This is a genomic window from Bacillus sp. UNC125MFCrub1.1 (assembly GCF_000701305.1).
GTDB lineage: Bacteria > Bacillota > Bacilli > Bacillales > Bacillaceae > Bacillus > Bacillus altitudinis.
Window position 1 is genome coordinate 849179 of sequence record NZ_JNIG01000009.1, and the last position, 22334, is coordinate 871512.

At 41.9% G+C, this 22334-nt stretch carries 20 protein-coding genes; 5 read left to right on the top strand and 15 right to left on the bottom strand.

The window, feature by feature from the left end:
• Positions 1-23: 23 nt before the first annotated feature.
• Both N521_RS04555 and N521_RS04560 read right to left on the bottom strand, forming a co-directional pair.
• Entirely contained in the window at positions 24-968 is a 945-nt protein-coding gene (locus N521_RS04555) for a sugar-binding transcriptional regulator (RefSeq protein ID WP_035389986.1), read from the bottom strand.
• Positions 969-1028: 60 nt separating this feature from the next.
• A complete protein-coding gene (locus tag N521_RS04560; protein ID WP_035389988.1) occupies positions 1029-1904 on the bottom strand; it encodes an aldose 1-epimerase family protein in 876 nt (291 codons plus the stop codon).
• Between the two features lie 239 nt (positions 1905-2143).
• Between N521_RS04560 and N521_RS04565 the strand changes: the two genes are divergently transcribed.
• Complete coding sequence (locus N521_RS04565) at positions 2144-3967, top strand: acyltransferase family protein (protein WP_035389990.1); 1824 nt, start codon at positions 2144-2146, stop codon at positions 3965-3967.
• A gap of 95 nt (positions 3968-4062) precedes the next feature.
• Here the strand turns inward: N521_RS04565 and N521_RS04570 are convergent, their stop codons facing one another.
• The 3 genes from N521_RS04570 to N521_RS04580 all read right to left on the bottom strand — a co-directional run bounded on the left by N521_RS04570 (position 4063) and on the right by N521_RS04580 (position 7318).
• Complete coding sequence (locus N521_RS04570; RefSeq protein WP_035389992.1) at positions 4063-5334, bottom strand: MFS transporter; 1272 nt, start codon at positions 5332-5334, stop codon at positions 4063-4065.
• 182 nt (positions 5335-5516) lie between these two features.
• On the bottom strand, positions 5517-6614 hold the full coding sequence (locus N521_RS04575; RefSeq protein WP_017358626.1) for a saccharopine dehydrogenase family protein: 1098 nt from the start codon (positions 6612-6614) through the stop codon (positions 5517-5519).
• Positions 6611-7318 (bottom strand): class I SAM-dependent methyltransferase, encoded by a 708-nt coding sequence (locus N521_RS04580; RefSeq protein ID WP_025208246.1) that lies wholly within the window; start codon positions 7316-7318, stop codon positions 6611-6613. Before N521_RS04580 ends, N521_RS04575 begins: the two co-directional genes overlap by 4 nt.
• Before the next feature lie 125 nt (positions 7319-7443).
• Here N521_RS04580 and N521_RS04585 point away from each other — a divergent pair, with 125 nt between their 5' ends.
• Positions 7444-8451, top strand: coding sequence for a helix-turn-helix transcriptional regulator (locus N521_RS04585; protein WP_017358624.1), 1008 nt, complete (start codon positions 7444-7446; stop codon positions 8449-8451).
• Positions 8452-8486: 35 nt separating this feature from the next.
• Here N521_RS04585 and yidA read toward each other — a convergent pair whose 3' ends face one another.
• Entirely contained in the window at positions 8487-9299 is an 813-nt protein-coding gene (gene yidA / locus N521_RS04590) for a sugar-phosphatase (protein WP_007498032.1), read from the bottom strand.
• A 311-nt stretch (positions 9300-9610) separates the two neighbouring features.
• On the opposite strand from yidA, the gene N521_RS04595 reads away from it, so the two are divergent.
• Positions 9611-9970, top strand: coding sequence for a MerR family transcriptional regulator (locus tag N521_RS04595; protein WP_035389995.1), 360 nt, complete (start codon positions 9611-9613; stop codon positions 9968-9970).
• A gap of 144 nt (positions 9971-10114) precedes the next feature.
• On the top strand, positions 10115-11098 hold the full coding sequence (locus N521_RS04600) for a Gfo/Idh/MocA family protein (protein ID WP_035389997.1): 984 nt from the start codon (positions 10115-10117) through the stop codon (positions 11096-11098).
• Positions 11099-11138: 40 nt separating this feature from the next.
• On the opposite strand, the gene N521_RS04605 is transcribed toward N521_RS04600, so the two are convergent.
• Positions 11139-12653, bottom strand: a complete 1515-nt coding sequence (locus N521_RS04605) for a methyl-accepting chemotaxis protein (protein ID WP_017368371.1) — start codon at positions 12651-12653, stop codon at positions 11139-11141.
• A gap of 318 nt (positions 12654-12971) precedes the next feature.
• On the opposite strand from N521_RS04605, the gene N521_RS04610 reads away from it, so the two are divergent.
• On the top strand, positions 12972-14309 hold the full coding sequence (locus N521_RS04610; protein ID WP_017368372.1) for an amino acid permease: 1338 nt from the start codon (positions 12972-12974) through the stop codon (positions 14307-14309).
• 20 nt (positions 14310-14329) lie between these two features.
• On the opposite strand, the gene N521_RS04615 is transcribed toward N521_RS04610, so the two are convergent.
• The 8 genes from N521_RS04615 to N521_RS04650 form a co-directional block, all read right to left on the bottom strand.
• Entirely contained in the window at positions 14330-15430 is a 1101-nt protein-coding gene (locus N521_RS04615) for a DNA alkylation repair protein (RefSeq protein ID WP_407974763.1), read from the bottom strand.
• Between the two features lie 108 nt (positions 15431-15538).
• A complete protein-coding gene (locus N521_RS04620) occupies positions 15539-16867 on the bottom strand; it encodes a GntP family permease (protein WP_035390001.1) in 1329 nt (442 codons plus the stop codon).
• 24 nt (positions 16868-16891) lie between these two features.
• Positions 16892-18436 (bottom strand): gluconokinase, encoded by a 1545-nt coding sequence (gntK, locus tag N521_RS04625; protein WP_035390003.1) that lies wholly within the window; start codon positions 18434-18436, stop codon positions 16892-16894.
• A gap of 185 nt (positions 18437-18621) precedes the next feature.
• Entirely contained in the window at positions 18622-19455 is an 834-nt protein-coding gene (locus tag N521_RS04630; RefSeq protein ID WP_034646848.1) for a MurR/RpiR family transcriptional regulator, read from the bottom strand.
• A 116-nt stretch (positions 19456-19571) separates the two neighbouring features.
• Positions 19572-20507 (bottom strand): nucleoside hydrolase, encoded by a 936-nt coding sequence (locus N521_RS04635; protein WP_017368375.1) that lies wholly within the window; start codon positions 20505-20507, stop codon positions 19572-19574.
• Positions 20508-20606: 99 nt separating this feature from the next.
• Positions 20607-21092 (bottom strand): hypothetical protein, encoded by a 486-nt coding sequence (locus N521_RS04640; protein ID WP_017368376.1) that lies wholly within the window; start codon positions 21090-21092, stop codon positions 20607-20609.
• 76 nt (positions 21093-21168) lie between these two features.
• A complete protein-coding gene (locus N521_RS04645) occupies positions 21169-21651 on the bottom strand; it encodes a DUF1433 domain-containing protein (protein ID WP_008347335.1) in 483 nt (160 codons plus the stop codon).
• A gap of 84 nt (positions 21652-21735) precedes the next feature.
• The gene (locus N521_RS04650) at positions 21736-22236 is read right to left on the bottom strand and encodes a DUF1433 domain-containing protein (protein ID WP_035390005.1); all 501 of its coding nucleotides are present in this window, start codon (positions 22234-22236) and stop codon (positions 21736-21738) included.
• Between the last annotated feature and the right edge of the window lie 98 nt (positions 22237-22334).

The following is a 22334-nucleotide window of genomic DNA, read 5'->3' on the forward strand; positions in this document are numbered from 1 at the left end:
CATAGTTATGAAATTTTGTTCATCTATTTTGTGACATTTAAAAGAGCTCTTGCTGTGTGCTGATCGATCATCAATACGTTCGCATATTTTCCTCTCAGCGCCCCGTGGATAGAAGCAACCTTTCGATGTCCACCAGCAACAAGAATGGAGCGCTCTTTTGTTCTCAAATCATCAAGCTCCACCCCGATTGTGCGATTGTTAATCGCTTGACTGCAAATGCGTCCTTCTTGATCATAAAAACGCGAACAGATATCTCCAACACTGGATGTCTTGAGTAGCGCCTTTTCTTCTTCACGGAAATAACCGAGTCTAAACAAAAGCGCCTCATCTCTTACCGTCCCAACAGTAAACACAGCGATATTTGCCTGTTTGCCCATTTCAATAATGCGCTGAATATGTCTGTCCTGTTCGACCATCTCTTTAACGGCGGCACTATCGAACACAACAGGCAGTGGCAAATAGCGTGGTGCCGTTTGAAAAGCTGATGCAAACAGCTGAATCGTTTCCGCAGAATATGTATTCACATGTGAATGGCTGATTCCACCTTTCAGCTGAACAACTTCTACCCCTTTTACCTGTTTAGGTTGCATCTTTTGAGCAATTTGATACATCGTGGTGCCCCAGCTCACTCCAACGATATCGCCGTCTTTCACCGTATTCTGAAGATAATCTGCACCAAACCGGCTCAAGTAATCCGTAATCGTTGGATAATCATCCTTTGGTGAAAATACCACATGAGCCTCGAGCAGATCATATTTTTCTTTCAGCAAGGAGGACAGCTCATTTAAATCCTCAAATGGGTCCATCACTGTAATTTGGACGTACCCTTTTTCCTTCGCATACTGAAGCAGACGAGACACCGTTGGCCTCGACAGGTCAAGCTGCTTGGCGATTTCCTGCTGACTGTAATCAGATAAGTAATAGAGCCTTGCTGCTTCAATACTTAATTGCTGTTTCTCCCGATCCATTCGTACGCCTCCTTTTTTCCTCTATCATAACAAATTGTTCAATTCACCATGCACAAATGTTCATTTAAAGAAAATGGTGTAGGTTGCGTGAAAGGTCTCTTGCTTCTCTAAGGTTTGAATGCCGAATTTCTCCTTATACTGCCCATTTGTCCCTTCCATATCAGCAATCCCATACCAAGGCTCAATACAAACAAAAGGAGCCATTGTTCCCTTTTCTTGATCATATGGAGACCAAATACCAACGAACGGAAAACCACTGAGATCGATCTCAACGCCGTGACCTGCTTGAGAAGTCAATGATACTTGATCAATATGACTAAAGATCATTGCATCGTTCTGAAAAAGTTCTGGGCGAAGTTGAATCGGCTCAAACTCAACACCTTTCTCCTTCTCTCTCACAAGTGAATCATGAAGTTCATATTGGACTGGATCATGTTCGGTGGAAGGTGCCAATGTGAGTGAATAATCAGCTGTCTGCTCGCCTTCAACAAGCGGGACATGAAATGCCGGATGCCCGCCAATCGAGAAATACATCGTGCCATCTCCTTCATGAACAATTTCCCAGGAAATCGTTAGTCCATTTTCCGACAGTGCATAACTGATGCGCGCTGTAAATTCATACGGATATTGTGACGTGTGACGGCCATTTGATTGATATTGAAAAACCACCTGATCTTTTGCTTCTTCAAATAGTTCAAAATCAACATCACGCAAAAATCCATGCTGCGAGAGTTGATACGTTTGATCGTCTATCTTGTATTGATCATCCTTCAACCGTCCGACAATCGGAAATAAGACGGGCGACACCCTGCCCCAATAAGCAGGGTCACCAGACCACATATATTGACGTCCACTTTCTTTATGAAGCACCTCTCTCACCTCGGCACCTCTCTCATTGATTTGAACCAATAACAGATCATTTTCAATCGTTCTCATTCAACACATCCCCTTTCCTTCTTCTTTTATTATGACAGGGATTTTCGGTTTGAGTATAAAAATAAGAATCCCTCAAGCCTTAGAAAGTTTCTTCATATAAAAAAATTTTAAAAAAGACAGAAATTCGCCAACAAAATGTAATGCTGATTCGTCTAATCTTATATAAAATAAAAGAATCGTTGTTCTTTTGGAGTGACAACAAAAAAGACGCGTTTGACATTGATGGGGGATTCTTTTTCATGAACAGCAAGGAAAACCGTTTACGTTACATATTAGGATTAGATGGGCTGAGAGCTGTTGCCGTATTGGCGGTCATTGCTTATCACTTACATATTGAACCCGCAAGCGGCGGGTTTCTTGGCGTTGATTTGTTTTTTGTGATTTCTGGTTACTTGATTACAACCATCTTGCTGCATAAGCAGGATTTGGGCTATCAAGAGCTTCTGCCTTTTTGGATGGGCCGCATCAGAAGGCTGCTTCCAGCTGCCTACATCATGATTTTTTTAATCGTCAGCTGGTGCGCCATTGCTGGTTCAAATGCATTAATGTCCATTCGTGGCGATGCCTTATCGTCCTTTTTTTATGTGAGTAACTGGTGGTATATTTTTCATCAGCTCTCTTACTTTGACAGCTTCAATGCTGTATCTCCACTAAAAAATTTATGGTCTTTGGCGATTGAAGAGCAATTTTATCTCATTTGGCCGGTACTGTTGATTGCTGGACTGAAATGGGTGAAAAATAGATCCCATCTTCCTATGATTACCTTTGGTCTGGCACTTGTTTCTGCTTTATGGATGGCCATTCTCTATTCACCGGATACTGACCCGAGCAGGATCTATTATGGAACAGACACACGTGCGTTTGCACTCCTCATCGGGTGCAGTCTTGCATTTGTCTGGCCCATGCACAGACTTTCCAGCAGAAAATTACTTCCTGTCGGCAGACGTATGTTACAAATAGCCGGATTCGGTTCGATGGTCATTTTCCTCTTATGTGTTTATGCAGTCGACGAATTTGACGGCTTTCTCTACCAAGGCGGTATGCTTTTATTCTGTGTGAATGCAGCGATCTTAATTGCGTGTGTCTGCCATCCTGCCAGTCTTATTGGGAAATGGCTGTCTTTTCAACCACTCGTTTGGCTCGGAAAGCGGTCTTATGGCATCTACTTATGGCATTATCCAATTATCGTGCTGACCACACCGGTCATTGAGATTGGACAGCCTTCCATGGGACGTGTCACATTGCAGCTCATCGCAATTCTACTCATATCAGAGGCTTCCTATCGTTTGATCGAACAGCCGATTCGTAAACTCGGGTTTAGACACTATTTTGCCTCTTGGTCGATTTGGAAAACAGGAATCAAGCAATGGTCTATGTCCAATAAAGTGTTTCTTGGGATTGCCGCAGTCCTTTTGATTTTATTTACCATTGGCATGTCTAGCTCGTCTCATACATCCCCACATGCCAAGGAAGTAACACAAATTAAGACAGCGCCCCAAAAGGCAGGCGGTCAGACAGAATCAAAAGTGAAGAAAAAGAAAGACAAACATGAGAAAAAAGCAGCAGATCAGAAGCAGTTTCACCAAATTCTTGCTATTGGTGATTCCGTCATGCTAGACATAGCGCCGAATCTTGAAAAAGCATATGCACAAATCACCATCGATGCAAAGGTTGGCAGACAAATGAACGAAGCCGTCAACATCGCTCCTCAGTATGCTTCATTTAATCAATCTAATGCCGCTGTTATTATTGAGCTTGGCACAAATGGTTATTTTACAGAGGGGACTTTGACCTCATTCATTCAACATTTCTCGAAGGCTCATATTTTTCTTGTGAACACTCGCGTTCCAAGATCTTGGGAAAATGATGTGAATGCAGTCATTGAGCGTGTGGCCAATCAACATCACAATGTGAGCTTAGTCGATTGGCATTCAGCCGCTACCGGACAGCCATCCTATTTTCAGCCAGATGGTGTTCACCTTTCCACAAAAGGCTCTGACACATTGACTGAGCTCATTAAAGCCAGTATCAAGAAAAAAGGAGATGTGTCCTCGGCATCATAAGAAGACTAGCATCCTGTGAAGAGAGATTCAAAAAAGACATGCTTTCCTATGATTGGAGGCATGTGTTTTTTGTGATGGATGAGCACGGAGCTGCATTATGTTTTACTTTTAAAAGACCAAACGATGACAGGGATGAGAATTAACGATAAAATTCCTCCGCTTAAAGATAATGTAGCATAACTCGTATTCGCCACGACCATTCCTGAAAGGGCACCGCCAGAAGCACCTGCTAACGCAACAAAAACATCGAGTGTTCCTTGGGTTTTTGCCCGGGTTGATGGTTCTGTAGCATCCACTATTTGAGCAGTACCACTAATTAAACCAAAGTTCCATCCCAATCCAAGTAAAGACAAAGCAATGATTAATAGAATCATTGAATCACTTGGTGCGAATGCTGCTAATAAACCAGCAAGTAACAATGTGATGCCCGACGCTATGCTCATAGCTGTTCGTCCTAGTTTATCTACAAGTACACCCGTGATAGGTGAAGGAAGATACATGGCCCCTATATGAAAACCAATCACAATGCCCACTTCGGCTAATCCATGACCATGATGCTGCATATGCACCGGTGTCATGGTCATGAGTGCCACCATGACAATTTGAGTTAAGATCATCACTGTGGCACCTACTGTAAGCCCTTTTTTATCTGTTTTTTTATCAGCAGCATCTGCTTTATTTCCATGCCCATGTTCTGCTTTGTAAGTTGCTATTCTTCGGGCAATGTCTAATGGATCAGGACGCAGCAGAATAAAAAGAACAAGACCAGCTACAATAAATGCTGCTGCTGATAAAATAAAAGGACCGGCAAGTGCTGGAACACCAATGGACACTGCAAATTTACCCATCACTTCAACTAAATTCGGACCTGCTACTGCTCCAAATGTTGTCATGACCATTGTTGTACTAATGGCAGTTGCACGCTGTTTAGAATTCGCTAAGTCCGTCCCCGCATAACGCGCTTGTAAGTTCGTGGATGTTCCTGCTCCGTAAATGAAGAGCGATGCAAATAATAAAATGACACTATTCATCATAGCTGCCAGCACAACGCCAATTGCTCCGAGCCCTCCAGCAACAAAACCTGTCGATAAACCGATGCGTCGTCCATAACGTTGCGAAAGCTTTCCTACAATGAAAGCTGACCCAGCTGACCCCAAAGTAAATAAAGCGATTGGGACTCCTGCATAGGCTTCAGTTCCAAGCATTTGTTGCGCTAAAATGGCACCTACCGTAATTCCTGCAGCTATTCCAGCCCCTCCAAATATTTGCGATAGACTGACAACGAACAATACTCGTTTATATAATTTTTTCAATTTTTGGGGTGAATCTATATAATTCTTCACTACATCTTTTTCTGTATCTAGCACTTGTAAACACCCACTTGAGATTTATTTGCCCAATGTAACCATTATATCAGCTCCGACTACCATCTTTGATTGCCTCTCGGCCATTTACATGGAGAGCAAGCGGTTGTTTTCGGATCATGAATAGAGCGCCCACATGACTGACCTGTACTTTTGAGCTGATGCGTATCTCTTGTCGTTTTCTTTTATGCCGTTAAAAGGCTGGCTCTCAATGCTAATGCGTGCTTTTCCTTCGTTTTTTGATCCACCAACGCAAAATCACCATTCTCATACGCTAATGAAAATAATTCTTCGATATGAAAGACACCTGCCTGAAACTGCCTGCTCAATACATGCAGTGCCGCAGCACTGGCGACTTGAGCCGTTGCTTGAGACTCATCGCGACCTTTTATTCCAAGCGCTGCTTGATGAATTTCGTTACCCTTCATTCCTACCGCTTCCACTTTCACTGCATATTGATCTGTACCCATTTGAGCAGATTGAATCAGTGAAATGGCTCGTTCCTTGATTTTCGGCATCGTGAGAAGGGACGTCATTCCGAGTTTCCTTGTGAGAGCAAATGCACGTGTCGCTACACCAGAATCAAAACAGAGCCTTGTTGTCACAGAAGGCACATGGAGCGTTGAAGGCAATGTTTGCTGGTCAGAGAAAGGGAATTGATAGGCTTGCCGCTTTCCAAGCGTTTTGCCAAAATCAATGCGTTTCCCTCCAGTAAAACTTTTGACTTTCTTTCGCTGATGATTCTTCGTTAGCTCATAATCCGTATGCACATGATCAAGCGTCCATTCAATAGCTGCTTTTCCATGCTGGTCACCTAGCCCAAGCATGATACTAATATCAATTTGCTCCACAGAGGTCAGAATAGATGCCGCCTTCGCTGCAAGCAAATTGGTGAGACCAGGTGCAAGACCTACGCTCAGCACAGCCGTTGCGTTCAATTGCTGTTGATGGACCTTTGCTAGCTTCTCAATATAGGCTCCTTTTGCCGAAATATCGAGATAATCAATACCTGACCGTAAGCATGTTTCAGCAAATGACGTGTCATCTTGATCCAGACACATGATTACGAGTTTCGTTTCATCCATCCAGTCCGTATCCATTGGTTGTCTGACATCTATCTGAAATGGACGTACACGCCCATTCGTTTGGCGTGCAAATTGTTCAGCCTTCTCATAACTTCGGCCAGCCGCAAAGACTTGCCCAGGATACACGTCACTTAATTGAAGACATATTTGCTGCCCCACATGTCCATAACCGCCTATCACCATCACTTTTGACCTCATTTTCCAACCGCCTTTCTATCGCCTCTTTTACAAACAATCCCTTTGATCATGCCCGCTTGAAAATAAGGTCTGATGTCTTGAAATCCTGCTTCGGTTAATTGTGCTGTCATCTTTTCTTCAGACACGGGATATGTTGTGACACCCAGCCTTTCTCGGAAGGACGTAAACACTTCCTTTCCCAAGCCTTGACGATTCATGAATAGAGAAAGCATATGAAGCTCCTGCTGAAATGTCGGCGTTTCCAGGTCTCCTTGAATAAACGCCAACACGAGAGGAGCACCTGGTTGAAGCCGGCGGGCGATCTCCTGTAAAAAGGTCAGCTGATCTTTTACAAAATGAATGACAAGCAAACTTACTGCTGCATCGTACGACTTTTCAACCGGCACTTTGTCTAAGGCCATTTCATACCATGTGACGCGATCTTGCATATGAAGCTGTGCCACTCTGCGCTTGGCCATCTCAAGCATGGTTGGAGATGGATCAACCCCTGTGATATGCCAGTCTTTATTTCTTTGAAGCATGTTGATAATCTCTTCGCCCCCACCTGCTCCGACTGTTAACATGCGAGAAGCCGCTCCCATTAATTCGATTTCTACTCTATCCACTGTCAGCTCATGCAAAAGATGATAGCCCGGTACTTTATGTGCAATTGTCGCTGCATAGGATTCAGCAACAGGATCATGCCAATGTTGATTTACACTCATATGTCTTCTCCTCCAGTTTCCGCTTTGCTTCGTTCCCTTTACACTAACGGTATGTTATCTTCATTGTAAGAAGATAGATGAGAAAAAACGATCCCTAAAAGTGGGGATATTGAGGAGGAGATCAAATGAACAATCCAGCCGCTCATTTTCAGCAGCTGAGAAAAAGCATTCGAGATGAACTTGCTGCTATCTGTGATTTTGATGCTGCCTGTATCACAACTATTGATCCAGCTACTCTCCTCTCGACGGGTTCTTTTACAGATGAACCGATTGAAGCCATACATAACGAGCTGTTTCAAAATGAATATTTAAAAAAAGATGTGCACCAGCATGAAGATCTAGCGAAAGGTCCTGTCCACGTTGCCAGTCTCGTCCAAAGCGGAGAATACCTCAATAGTGGTCGATACCAGCACATTTTGTTGCCTAACGGATGGGCAGATGAATTGCGGGCAGCCCTTGTGATTCAAGGTGAATGCTGGGGAATCGCCAGCCTTTATCGGAAAAAGGAGAAGGAACCTTTTCATGAACAAGATATACAAGCGGTTAGTCGCCAAACACCAGCACTCGCAGCCAAGCTGAGAGATGAACTTTTTAAAAGAAGAGAAACGGAAGAAGATGAAACGGCGGAACACCAAGGCTTCCTCATTCTTTCACACGATTACCATCTTCTTTATGGAAATGAAACCGGTCTTCATTGGCTCCACACCTTCCAAACCTTTGAGCAAATTCATGACGGTGCCATCATGCCCCGTCCGTTTAGAGCATTAGGTGCTAAGCTTTTATATGGCGGCGGTGACCAAACAGCGGTCAGCATCACCAGAATGCCGACAGGGCGTTTTCTCTCTCTTCAAGCATTTCGTTTAGCACAAGCAGCCGGGCAGGAAGAGGCTGTCATGATTCATATTAAACGAGCTCAAACAAGTGACATCCTTCCTTATATAGCGAAAACATATCGGCTAACAGAAAGAGAAATGAACGTCCTTGACTGCTTAATAAAAGGACAATCCACAAAAGAAATTGCCAGTACGTTATTTATCTCGCCTCATACGGTGCATGATCATGTAAAGGCGATGCTCGAAAAAACAAATTTGAACAGCAGACGTATGCTTGTTTACTTTTTCTCACACATATAAAAAAGCGGCTACCTCATTGGTAGACCGCTCTTTCTTTATTTTCCGATGACTCGCTCATGCAAGATATGTGCGACTCCTGCTTCGTTATTGGATTTTGTCACAACATCCGCAACTGCTTTGACATCTTCAATGGCATTTCCCATCGCAACGCCACAGCCCGCAAATTCTAGCATCGACACGTCGTTCCCATTGTCACCAATCGCCATCACTTCTTCACGAGAAATCCCCAGTTCATGCGCTAGAAGCTTCACGGCATTCCCTTTGCTCACATCAGGATGAAGAATTTCTAGGAAGAAATCTGTGCTTTTTACCATCATGTACTGATCCTTCACTTCAGATGGAATGGCTTGTATCGTCTTTTCCAAACGTTCTGGCTGATCAATATACATCATCTTCGGAAGTCTCATGGATGGGTCTGCCTCTTCGACAGGTAAATACTTAAGCGGCAATTTCGTTAAGTACGATTCAAGTACCGTGTATTCACTAATATCCCGATTTGGTGTGTATAGATGAGCTGAATCGAAATAATGCATAGGTGTATCCAGCTGACGGCTCAGTTCATATAAAGAAGTCAAATCATCATAGGATAAAGTTAATTCTGATACGACTTCATTTGTATGGCTGTTTTGTACAAGCGCTCCATTATAGGCGATGACATAATCCCCCTCTTGATCAAGCTGCAGCTCTTTTAAATAGCGATGCACCCCGCCAATCGGCCGGCCTGTACATAAAACAATTTTAACGCCTTCTGCCTTCGCCTGTTGAATGGCTTCAAACACCTCATCCGGCACCATATGCTGATCATTTAATAACGTACCATCCATATCAATTGCGACTAATTTATACATTCACTGCTCCCCTTTTCTCAGCAAAACATGCTGTCACTATTTTGAGTGATCATCTACATGATCACATGCTGTTCATCATACTATGTACCTATTTTAGCCTATCGTTTTTTTCTCACACTGTCTACTTGTTCATATCTGTAACAAAAAATCACTTCATCCTCATCTATTATAACCTATTCTATGAAATCCGCTGTGAATAGGACAGACCTGTCATTTTAACAGTATGAAAAGGAACAAATGTTCATCGGAGAATATTTTGAAACTAGCAAATCTAATTGTATGATGGATAGCAAAGAAAGGAGGTGCAGGGAATGATTACATTTACGAGAGGAAAATTGTCAAAAATATCTGGTGTACATATTGAAACCATTCGTTTTTATGAAAATGAGGGTGTGCTCCCCGAGCCTAAGAGAGCACATAACGGCTATCGTTTATATGATAAAAAATATGTACTCATGCTATCCTTTATCACTGAAGCAAGAAAGCTAGATTTCTCACTCAAAGAAATTCGAGAAATTATCACGTCACTATTCGAGAAACAGTCGAAAACAGAAGCGGAACAGCTGCTCGAACAAAAAGTAGAAGATATTCAAAAATCCATTCAAGAGTTAAAAAAGAGGAAGGCGGCCATTCAACTGTTAACGAAACAAACATTAGCTAACATTAGTTAATTGTAGAGGCTGCCAAAGATGTGCCGGTATTTTTTACTGGCACCCCTCTGCGCCTAGCTGTTAAGTACACGTTGTATGAAAACATCAGGTATACTAGAGACAGCTTGACGTGACATCAATCGTATGGAAGGGGTTATGAATAGAATGAGAATAGCAACCATTGGAACAGGTGTGATTGTTGAAGGTTTCCTCCAGGCAATTGAACAGCTTGAAGGTGCTTCTTGCCACGCTGTCTATTCAAGAAAGGAAGCTACGGCAAAGAAACTCGCAGATCAATTTGGGGTGCAAACGACTTATACGGATTTAACCGCTATGTTAGAAGATCCCCACATAGAAGCGGTATATATCGCATCACCCAATCGTTTACATAGCGAGCATGCCACGGCTGCATTGAAACACGGAAAACATGTGATTTGCGAAAAGCCTTTTACCTCTAATGTGAAAGAGCTAGAAGCCTTAATCGCTCTCGCAAAGGAAAAGCAGCTCTTCCTATTTGAAGCCATTACGACCGTTCATATGCCCAACTATCATTTAATCAAAAAACACCTTCATCAATTAGGCAGAATCAAACTCGTTCAATGTAACTACAGTCAATATTCAAGTAAATATAATCAGCTGCTCGCCGGGGAAACGCCGAATGTCTTTAACCCAGAGTTTTCTGGCGGTGCCCTCATGGATATTAACATTTACAATGTTCATTTCATTATGAATCTATTTGGTTCACCGAAAGACGTTCGTTACCAGGCCAACCGCCATCCAAACGGCATCGACACATCTGGTGTATTAACTTTTACTTACAATGATTTCATCGCCACAAGTGTTGGCAGCAAAGATACAAGCAGTATGAATTTCGCTTTGATTCAAGGGGAAAAAGGGTTCCTGCATGTGAAAAATGGTGCGAATGGCTGTGAGGAAGTGTTGCTGCATATAGGAGACCAAGTCACTTCACTCAATGCACAAACCAATTCAAACCGCCTGTTTTATGAAGCAGAAGCATTTCAGCATATCATTGAAACAGGAAATGTCGAAAAGTGTTATGAATGGCTTGATGACAGTCTTTCTGTCATGAAGGTTCTTGAAGACGCTAGGAAAGACGCCGGTATTGTTTTCCCAGCAGATCATGCTTAAATAAAAAACCGCCTTCTGATGAAAAGGCGGTTTTTTGACATTAGATACTCTTTGAATATGCCACCAGACGCTGAGACATATGATTCACTTCATCAACTGAAGCGTTCACTTGCTCTGTTAAAGCAGCCTGTGTTTGCGTAAGAGCTGTCATATTGGAGATATTTTCAAGAATTTGATCGATTTGTGTTTTCATTTCAGTTAAACTAGATTCGATATTTTCTGTCGCATTGGCACTATGAAGCGCTAGCTTACGCACTTCATCGGCAACGACTGAGAAACCGCGTCCCTGCTCGCCTGCTCTTGCTGCTTCAATCGCGGCATTCAAACCAAGCAGATTCGTTTGGTTTGCCACTTCTTTGATTAAGTCTGAAATGTTCTTCGTCTCATCTGCACTGTTTTTCGCCAGATTAGCAGCAGACGTTGACTGCTCTTGAGCGACAGCAAGCTCTTGTGCTTGGTTTGTCACAGAACTGATGCCAGATACCATCTCACTAATAGAACTTGAAAGCTGTTCTACTTGGGAAGCCATTTCATTGGCTGTTTTTTCTTTATTTTTTTCTAACGTAATATCACGAATCGTTCCTGCAACACGTAAAGGGACACCCTTCTCATCACGAATGGTTTCACCGCCCGCATGATACCAGCGGTACTCGCCATTTTTACTCTGCAATCTATAATCAATGTCAAATGGCGTGCGCCCAGAGTGGTCATTTAAGTGATCCGAAAAGGCTTGGAGAGCCGATTCTTTATCTTCAGGATGCAAACGATCACTCCAGCTACTCAACACGTTCGGGAAATCTTTTTCATCTGTAAAACCAAGCGTTTTTCTAAACTGTGGAGACCACCAGAATTCATTGTTTGGATTGACAGAATCGCCAGCCTCTACAACCATATCCCAAGGCGCTTCCACAAGCGCACGGTTGATCAAGTCATATCTTGTCACGAATGCTTGCAGCTCTTCTTCTTTCAATTTCTGATCATGAATATCAAAAAGAGCCCCTGCCACACGAAGAGGTACCCCATTTCGATCTCGAATCGTCGTTCCAGTTGCTTTGAACCAACGATACTCGCCATTTTTCAACTTCAGACGATATTCGATATCATACGGTGTACGGCCAGAATGATCCAATAAATGCGTAGAGAATGCATTCAAAGTGTATTCCTGCTCATCTGGATGAATTCGAGATGCCCAGCTGTCTAAGACATTCGGAAAATCGTTTTCATTTTGAAAACCTAGCATTTTGCGGAAATCATCTGTCCATGTGAATTCGTTTTTTGGATTCACAGGATCTCCTGCTACAACCGTCATATCCCATAGACCCACTTGAATCGCTTTTGTCACTAAATTCATACGCATATGAATATCTTCTTGCGCTTCTTGCATCTTTTGTAACGCTTCATTTATTTGAGCCACAGCTTCTATTGTTTGACTAGAAGAGAATGCAGCAGTATCAATTCTGGCTGAAAAATCTCCCTTCTCAATTCGTTCAACTAATTGACTGCTTTCACTAAGAAGGGCCCCCGACGATGAATCACTTGCTTTTCTCATAAACATCTTCAATAACTCCTTTCATTCTTCCATACTTTTTTGAAATATTTTACAGTTATAAATAATTCTTTATTAGGACTTTAGTAATACAAAAGATATATCGACAAAAACTGAAAATTGTTTATGTCAGAATTAAGGCAAATGATCATTTTTTCACGAAGTTTCAGATTTTGGGGATGGGTCATGGAAAGGATTTATGGAAGAAAACGGCTCATTTGATAGAATCAACCGCCTATTTTGTCTGAAAAATCTCTTTTTTTATATTGACACTGACCGCTCGAAAAAAGAAAATGGAACATAAGCATTTTAAAAAAGGAGAACGTCATGAGCGCGAATCAGGAACAACACGAATTAAAAAAGCTTTTATCGCCGCGTCATATTCGCATGATTGCGATGGGCGGGGTCATTGGTACAGGAATCTTTAAAGGAAGTGCCGATACAATCGGCTTAGCAGGTCCTGGAGTTATCTTTTCCTATGTATTTGCTGGATTGCTTCTTCTCATTGTCATGGCGGCTTTAGCTGAAATGGCCATCGTCTACCCGGGGAATAACCTTCGCGACCTCATACAGATTGCGCTTGGTCAACGTTTTTCATTTGTTGTCGGATGGGTTTACTGTTTTATGTGGCTCACTGTATGTGTCATTGAAATCATTGCAGCGGGGAGTTTGCTTCAATATTGGATGCCAAACGTACCATTATGGTCTTTATGTTTACTTTGCTCGCTCTTAGTCATCGGAATTAATTTAAATAATGTAAAATACTTTGGTGAAATTGAGTTTTGGTTCGCTGGAATGAAGATTTTCGTTATTATTGTGTTTATTATTCTCGGTGCTGCATTATTATTTGGAATCATTCCGAGTGAACAAAGCACGCCTGTTCTCACCAATTACCAAAACTTTGTCCCGAACGGATGGGGCGCTGTTTTTGCTTCATTATTAGTGGTGATCTTCTCATATGGAGGCTCTGAATTGATCGGGCTGACCATTACAGAAACAAAGGATGCAGAAAAGGTGTTACCTAGTGTTGTCAAAAGTATGATGTGGCGTATCATCTTGTTTTACACACTGCCGATTTTGATTATTTGCGGACTCATTCCTTGGAATCAAATTGATCCGAATAACAGTCCTTTTGTCCAAGTCTTTTCAGCAGCTGGCATGCAGGGTGCCTCTCACTTCATTAATTTCGTCTTAATTACAGCTGTTCTATCTGCCGCCAACTCTGGTATTTACGGTACGACGAGAATGATTCATTCTCTATCTAAATCAGACGGCGGTCCAAAAAAGCTGGCACAGGTCAACAAAAGAGGTGTACCTATTTTAAGTTTATGGGTGACCGTTCTGTTTCTTTTAATCGGAACATTCTTTGCTTACTTGTACCCAGATCAAATTTTCAGCTATATGCTGGCTATTCCTGGTTTTGCGGTTTCTCTTATTTGGATCAGCATCTGTCTGGCACATTTGAAACTGCGTCCAAGATATCCACAGGAGCCGTATTTCAAAGTTTGGTTATTTCCGTATTTCACTTTATTTGCTGGTCTTGTACTCAGTGTCAGTTTTGTTCTGTTCCTATTCAGACCAGAGAACTTACCTAGCTCGATTATCAGTATCGGTTTCTTAGCAGCCGCCATCATTGCTTCATTCTTAATGAAAAAGAAAGCTTAGAAACGCAAGCAAAGCCCGCCTCAATGGCGGGTTTTTTCATGAGCAGCTGCTGCGACTTCGAAATCAACAGACGCTTTTGGGATGCCGTTGATGATGATGGTTAATGTATGAATGCCCTCATAGTGCTTTCTCGTTGTCATATTTTGAAACGACTGTGACCGGACAAATTCTCTATGCAGCGCCGATCCTGTTTCAAATTCTGTGATTTTAAATACCTTTTGATTGCGTGTACCACGAGCTTTCACGTAATCAACGGCATACTCTACGCGCAGCTTTAATGGCTTATCTGCCTGAAGAATAAAATGAAAGGTCAGCTTCTCTCCAATACGAACGGGGTCTTGCGTCACCTTCAAATCCGTTACTTGGATAGACGGATCATCTCCATAGCCAAATAAAGCCATGATATCTGGATCGCCTTTTTTCAATAACGTACGGGATGCATGTTTGACAATCCAGTTTGTATGTTCATTGGTTCCATACCAGCTTTTGACCATTTGCTTCATGAGGTCTGGCTGAATTGCAGAAATATCATTTAAATGATTCGCTACACTTTTTTGCACATACTTGGCCGAATCTGACTTCAAATTTTCTAAAATGGGCAGCGTGACAGAAGGGTCCTTTTTCAGCGCAGGGACGGATAATCCCCACGGCAAACGAGGCCTGCATCCTTCACTAGCGAGACGGCGAATATGTTCATTTTGATCCTGTGACCACACAAGCATCTGCGCCAGCATTTTCTCTTGATCTCGAATGAGAAAAGGTCGAACGGCAAATTCAGCAGTGGAAAACGGTGTAAAGAATTCAAGTGCTTTGATCGAGATATCCCAATGGTCAACACCATATGTCTCGACGTAGTCTGGAAATACAAGCGCACTGAGCCCTGTAAAATGCGGTGCTGTCTGACGCAGTACATCGATTGCCTTCTCATAATCCTCAGGCAGACAGGCGTGCATCGATTCAGTTACTCTTCTCATTCGTCCTTTCAACTCGAGCTGCTCCCAATCCTCTTGAAACACGAGCTGCTGAAAGTGATCAGCATCAAATACAGTTGACGCTTGCGCAAGTTTTTCTGCTAAATGTTGAATAAATGGTTCATTATATACATGTTTTAAAGGTTCGATCATGTCCGCCTCCCATAGCTCAATATCATTATTTTATCCTAAATTGTCAAAAGCGGCATAACAACAAGCTAAAACAGCCCAATTCCGAAGGATTGAGCTGTTGTCCCGTTATATAAACATATTAATGATCATAATAAATGCAATGGCGCTAACGGAAATGATGGTCTCCATAGCCGTCCAAGTCAAGAACGTCTCTTTAATGGTCATACCAAAATACTCTTTGATCAGCCAAAAACCAGAGTCATTGACATGAGACAAAATCAGTGAACCCGCTCCTGTTGCTAAAACAAGCAGCTCTCTGCTCACATCCGGCATGGATGCAGCGATTGGGGCTACAATTCCGGCTGCTGTCATCATGGATACTGTAGCTGATCCTGTTGCCACACGAATAACCGCAGCAATCAGCCAGCTAAGTAAAATCGGTGAGATTGGGGAGTGTTTGGCTAAATCAGCAATATAATCCCCAACGCCTGAATCGATCAGTACATTATTGAACGCTCCGCCTGCACCAATCACAAGCAGAATGGAAGCGATCGGTCCCAAACAATCGTTACTGAATGACAGCACTCGGTCACGGCTCATCCCTTGTATAAAGCCAAGACTAAAGAAAGAATACACTGTCGCAATCAATAAAGCTGTTATGGGATCTCCAATGTACTTAAACATCTGATACCACATACTATCCTCTGGCAAAATAATGTCCGCCAACGTGGCAAGCAACATAAGAATGACCGGCACCAAAATGGTAAACATCGTATTCGCAAAACCAGGAAGCTTCCGATCAGCATGTCGTTCCGTGAATTGCTTTCTGAGCAGCTCTGGAACTGGTTTATGTATTCGCTTTCCAATCCACTTACCATACAACGGTCCAGCAATAATAGCTGTTGGCAAACCGACGATGATTGAAAAGAAAATCGTTTTCCCCACGTTGGCATGATAGATGCCTACTGCTGCCATGGCAGCTGGGTGAGGCGGGACTAGCCCATGCACAACAGACAAGCCTGCGATTAATGAAATCCCAATCGTCACGAGCGAAATGCCCGTTTCAATCGCAATGGTAAAGAGTAAGGGAATGAGAAGAACAAATCCGACCTGGAAAAAGACAGGTATCCCCACGATAAAGGCTACAAACATCATCGCCCAATGCACATTCTTCGTCCCAAAACGACTGATGAGTGTTTGAGCGATCCGCTCAGCGCCCCCTGACTCAGCCATCATTTTCCCAAGCATGGTCCCAAGCGCTAGCACTATCGCGAGTAACGATAACGTGTTCCCTAATCCCGTTTTAATCGATTGAATGATTTCCTGTAAATCCATTCCTGTAGCAAAGCCTACTAGCATAGAGGTAATGATCAAACTCACAAACGGATTCAACTTAGCGACTGTAATGAGAATGAGTAAAAGGACAATCGCCGCAATCATAATGAATAAAAGCATGTTCTCCCACCTTTTCCCCGATGTTTAACGATTTTGTTTTAATTGCAACGCACTAATGACATCAAATTCATCCTTCAGTTTGTCATAGAGACGCTCATATAAATAAAATAGCTCTATGTATGTTTCGTTGTTCTTCATATTTGGTTCATGGCGGGCAGAAATACGAATCCATTCCTGCACCTCTTCTATCTCTTCCATATGACCTAAACTATGAAGTGCAAGGACAGCCGCCCCAAGTGCGGAAGCCTCGTAGCTTTCTGGTACGAGCACTTCTCTGCCCATCGTATCGGCCAAAATCTGTCGCCATAGAGGGGATCTCGCAAATCCACCAGAAGCCCTGACATCCTTCGCTGGACCTGTTAAATCTCTTAGTGCCACACCGATCGAGAAAACACTCATAATGACGCCTTCTAACACGGCTCTAATAAAGTGCTCGCGCTTATGCTGAAGACTGATCCCGAAGAACGTGCCTCTTGCGTTTGGATTCCAATAAGGTGCACGCTCACCTGTTAAAAATGGTAGAAACAGCAGCCCTTCTGAGCCAGCTGGAACCTTTTCTGCAATATCAATCATTAGATCGTAAGGGTCTACACCTAGACGCTTTGCTACCTCCACCTCGGAAGACCCAAATTCATCCTTGAGCCATCTCAGCATAATTCCGCCGTTATTGGTCGGTCCTCCGACGACCCAATGCTTGTCCGTCAATGCATAGCAAAATGTTCTTGATTGCTCATCTGTAATTGGCTGATCTACGACTGTACGTACTGCACCACTTGTCCCAATCGTGACTGCTACCTCACCTTTGCCAATCGCACCAACACCAAGATTCGCTAATACACCGTCATTTGCACCCACAACAAATGGTGTATCTTCTTCAATGCCCATTCGCAGCGCAATTTCTGGCTGAAGACCACGCAGCTGATGCGTCGTTGGAACAAGTTCAGACAGCTGATTCACCTGAATTCCTGCAATGCGTAGTGCCTCCTCGTCCCATTGAAGCGTTTCCAATCGGAACAGTCCTGTTGCTGATGCAATTGAATAATCGACCACATACTGACCGAAGAAATGATAAAGAACATACTCTTTGATGGAAATGAATTTTGCTGCCTGATTGAAGACGTCAGGTGTCATTTCCTTGATCCATCGTATTTTTGAAAGCGGTGACATTGGATGGATCGGTGTTCCGGTTCTTTTATAAATTTGAAAGCCATCTAAGTCCGTTATGATTCGTTTCGCTTGTTCTGCACTTCTGTTATCAGCCCAAATGATACTGTTTGTTAATGCTTTTCCATTCTCATCCATGACGATTAACGAATGCATCGCCGTACTAATTCCCACACCTATGAGGTTTTTTGCATCAAATGCTGCTTTCGTCAAGGCGCCTCTTACACTCGCAATCACAGCATCTAAAATATGTTCAGGGTTCTGCTCAACCCATGCTGGCTGGGGGTGAATGAGGTCATAAGGAACAGAATGTTTTGATATGACTTTCCCCTGTGGTCCAAATAGAACCGCCTTTGTACTTGTTGTTCCAATATCCAAACCAATTACCGCCTGGTTTCCCTTCATCTGTATCACGCCCAATCATTGATTTGAAATAAAGTGTCGTGGTGCTGGTGTACCTGATAAATCCCATTATAGGAATATTTTTTTCGACATTCAACGATCAAAAAGAAAATAATTTTCATTTAAAACCTTAGAATCGTTACCACAACAGCATTTTTCACTAATAGAAAAATTTATTTTTGAAACCATTACACTCTTTTTTGAGAAATGGTTTCTCTCATTTGCTTTAAGTTTGTTAATGTTTCCTGCTGCCTTAAATGTGCAAGCGCAAAATATAGCACATCAATCACAGTAAGCTGGGCAAGCCTAGCAGACATCGCTTCCGTTCGGAAAGCCGTTTCTTGCGTTGATGTATACAGCGTGACATCTGCAAGCTGACTCAATGGAGAACGCTGATAGCTTGTAATGCCTATGGTTTTCGCTCCTTTTTCCTTGGCTGTTTTCATCGCATCCAGCAAATCCTTATTTCGACCAGAATGAGATATACCAAGCACTGTGCTCTTTTGATCAAGCAGACCTGCCGACATCGCTTGAAAGTGAGAATCTGTATGAACAATACAGTTGATGCCTGTTCTCATAAATTTGTGAAAAGCATCTGTGGCGATGAGGCCAGACCCACCGCTGCCATAAAACTCTAAGCGCTCTGCTTCATGGATTAATTGTACGGCTTTTTCTACATCTTCTGGATTCAACAATTGAAAACTATCCTTTAATGCAGTGATGTTCGCCTGAAATACCTTTTGCATAAAAACGGCAGTATCATCGTCAAGACTCATCTCTTCATCTACATAATCAGGCTTCGTTTGGTCTATTTCCTGGGCAATAGCAATCTTCAAATCTTGATACCCCTCAAATCCAAGCCTTTTACAAAGACGAAAAATCGTTGCCTCTGAGCTCGCTGTCTTTTTGGCAAGCTCGACAATCGACAAATGGATGATGTCGCGGGGCTCACTTGTAATGTGCTCAGCAATTGCTTTCAGTTTTGGCGGCAATCCTCTGCTTGCTGCCCTTATCTTATCCATACTACTTAAACTGACAGAAGCCAATTGACTTCACTCCTTCCTCATTCATGTGAGCGCATACATTTCCTCATGTTCCCATCTTATAAAAAAGAAGCCTGTTTGCACAGACTTCTTTTTTAAGAATTCAAGACTTTGATCATTAAATCAAAAAACCCTTCAGCATCTACATCCATACACACTTGAAGATTGCGATCTTTTCCCCATTGATGCTGAAAATCACATATCATTTGACCATCGCAGAACTCACTCTTCGTCTCCACTTCTACATGAAAAGCCTGTGTATTCACAAGTTGTTTATCAATTGCAAGACTTACAGCAAGCGGATCATGCATGGCACATGCCCACACCCCATTCCGCTCAAAATAGCGCTGGCGGTAAATGCTTGTGCTCTCTCTGATATAACTGGCTAACGTTTCATTTTGAATGGCATCAATTCTCTCATCCGTTAACAAGACCTGTCTCGTGACATCCAGCCCTACTTGAGTCAATGAAGGGAAACCAGCCTCCAGCACCAATTTCGCCGCTTCTGGATCTGCATATGTATTAAATTCCGCAACCGGTGTGACATTCCCCTGTTCCTGCACGACACCCCCCATAAAAATGACTTCTTTTACGTGATGAATCAGCTCAGGGCATTTTTTTACTGCAAGGGCTAAATTCGTTAACGGCCCTGTCAACACAAGCGTAACCTGCTTCGAATACTTCAGTACTTGGTCAATGATAAAATCAGGCGCAAAACCTTCATCTGCGGTCTTCTTAGGCCGGGCGTCCTTTAAAGCGCCGCCAATTCCATCCTCCCCATGCACCCGATGTTCATAATGAGGGGCTCTCAAAAGAGGCGTTACTGCACCTTTGATGACAGGGATTTCCTCTGCCTCAACCAGCTCAAGCACTTTACACGTATTCAATGTCGCCGCTTCAACAGACACATTCCCGCACACCGTTGTGATCCCCAACATATCAAACCGCTTACTTTTCACTGCAAGCAAAATACCAATCGCATCATCAATTCCAGTGTCTACATCCAAGATCAATTTCTTTTTATTTGCCATGTTTGAAAGCTCTCCCTTGTTTGTAAGTCTTGTTAGGGGAATGATAGCATATTATTTTGGTCATCGTTTTTGAAAGAACATACGGCTAACGGATATTTTTCACTCTTTTTCTCCAATGTCTCTAAGATACTGTTCTCGTTCCTCCTTAGTAAAACTTTTAAGGTAATTTTCTTTCACTTCCGGCTCATCTTTATATTCTTCCCAATCTATAAAGCGGTCTGATAAGTCAGGGTCATAACTCATTGAACCGATTTTTTTAGCTCTATATTGTAAAGAAGCTGAGAAACCGTACTTTTCCGGTTCATCATTTATATATCCTCTAATTACGATGTAGCCCATTGGATCAATAGTTACCCTCTTCTTAAACGTTATGGTCTTAATAAAGTGATGGATGTCTTCTTTGCGTAAACATTCTTCTATTTTAGGCTTCATTTTTTCTGCGAGCTCTTCTGCTTTTTCTTGATCACTCTTTGCTTTTACCACATCATTTGATTTACTTTGCTTATTGTGCTGAGTGACTAACGAAGTCACTGAGACAATGATGATAACGACCAAAACAGATACAAGTTTTAAAGTATTTTTCATACAACGCAACACTCCTTACAATCAAAACTTCTCATAATGATAATAAAAAAATAAAACAGGTGGGTAGACACCTGCTTCACTCTTTTTCTCCAATGTCCTTTAGATATTGCTCTCGTTCTTTTTCAGAGAGTCGTTTAAGATAGTTTTCCTTTAATTCTGGTTCATCTTTAAATTTATCCCAATCTTTAAAACGATATGACAACTCAGGATCATAACTCATTGAACCTATTTTTTTAGCTCTATATTGTAAAGAAGCTGAAAATCCGAACTTCTCCGGTTCATTATTTATATAGCCATCGATTATAATATCCCCCATAGGATTGATGGTCACATCTTTTTCAAACGTTATGGTTTTGATAAAGTGATGAATGTCTCTTTTATGTAAATGCTCTTCTATCTTAGGCTTCATCTTCTCTGCGAGTTCTTCTGCTTTTTCTTCATCGCTCTTCTCTTCCACTACATCATCCGACAGACTCTGATTAATGTACTCTACAATGAAAGCAGTTACTGAGATGATGACGACCACAATTAATATAGAAAATTTCATTGTATTTCTCATAAAAAATAAAAACTCCTTTATGAACCTTTAATCAATCTACCAATGAAATTGACACAAATAAAAACAGGTAAGTGAGTACCTGCTTTACTCTTTTTCTCCAATGTCCTTTAGATATTGCTCCCGTTCTTTTTCAGAGAGTCTGTTAAGGTAGTTTTCTTTTATCTCAGGCTCATCTTTATATTTATTCCAGTCTTTAAAACGATATGACAACTCTGGGGAAAAGCTCATAGAACCAATTTCATTAGATTTATGCATTAAAGATGCTGAGAAATAAAATTTTTCAGGATCATCATTTATATAACCATCAACTGTTACATATCCCATTGGACTAATGGATACCTTTTTTTTGAATGTTATTTTTTCTATAAAATGATAGATATCCTTTTTATGTAATCTTTCTTCTATTTTTGGTTTCATTTTCTCTGCGAACTCTTCTGCTTTTTCTTGATCACTTTTCTCTTTCACAACAGTTTCCCCTCCTGAATCATTCGATTTTTCTTTCTTATCTTGTTGGATAATAAGAGAAACTATTAGAATAATAACGGTAGTAAATAATATAATCACAACTTTGATTGTGTTTTTCATTAGATAAATCCACCTTTGTTAATCTAGAGGATTTTAATCCTCTTTTTATAGATATCTATCATACAATATCCTATAATATATAAGATAAATATTACAGG